General features: G+C 31.7%; 2 pseudogenes. Both read right to left on the reverse strand.

Going from position 1 to position 973, the window contains the following annotated elements:
* A pseudogene (locus HMPREF0381_RS14370) lies at nucleotides 1–235 on the reverse strand (transposase); the annotation flags it as partial.
* Nucleotides 236–283: 48 nt separating this feature from the next.
* A pseudogene (locus HMPREF0381_RS14375) lies at nucleotides 284–973 on the reverse strand (transposase); the annotation flags it as partial.

Consider the following 973-nt stretch of genomic DNA (forward strand, 5'->3'; position numbering starts at 1 on the left):
GTAACTTAGAAGATGTATTTTTTATTGTCTGCTTTAACTCCTTAACATATGGATTCCACGCCAAATAAAGCTGCATCAGTATATCTGCTATTTGTGTTATTAAGTAATGATTCTTCATTGCGTTACTGTTTCTACTGTTTAGATGTTCTATTCTATATAATCCATTTTTCTGATTGTTAAATCCCTCATTTTCTATTTTCCATCTCCATCTTCTTGCCTGTATTAATTCTTCCAAATTTCGTTTATTTATCTCTAAGTTTGTTATCCAACGAAATGTTGTTTTCTACTTTTTATCTTTTCCCTCGTATTCATACTCAAATACATTCATAATCTCTTCCTTACCTGTAACCTCTTCCACATGATTTGCATAAAAACCCCTTCCTTTTTCTTCACATAGACCCGTTTGATATTCTGTATCTTCTCCTTTTTTTATCCACTCAAATCCTTCATCTACATTTTTTTGCCTTCCTGATTTTTGGGTAAGCAAATAACTCCATTTATATTCCTTACATAATTTCATAAATGGCTCTGTTGCATACAATGCATCTCCTTGTATACAAATCAGTAGTCTTGGATATTCTTTTTTTATCCTTTCTAAAAGGCGTTTTGCTGCATTTAGCTCACAATCCTGCTTGCTGACTTCTTCATTTTCATTTTCTATAAACTCAGTACCTATACTAATGATCACATTTTCACTTAACATAATCTTTGCTTCCAATACTTTGTGATAGTACTGTTTCCTCTTCTTACCATCTTTGTCGGTTCTTTCTACACATAAACAGTTCTCACAATGTTTTTCTTTAAAATAGAACAATCCTGTTCCATCTAATATTATTCTCCAATATTTCTTTTGAATACGACATTTATTAAATTGTTTTCCTCGAATCAAACTCGTCACCATCTTTTTTCGTAAAGATGAAACACATTCCGGGGAAAGCCTCTCTAAATAATAATTCAATGTATCATAATGGGG

The sequence above is a fragment of the Lachnoanaerobaculum saburreum DSM 3986 genome, from assembly GCF_000185385.1.
GTDB classification, from domain to species: domain Bacteria; phylum Bacillota; class Clostridia; order Lachnospirales; family Lachnospiraceae; genus Lachnoanaerobaculum; species Lachnoanaerobaculum saburreum.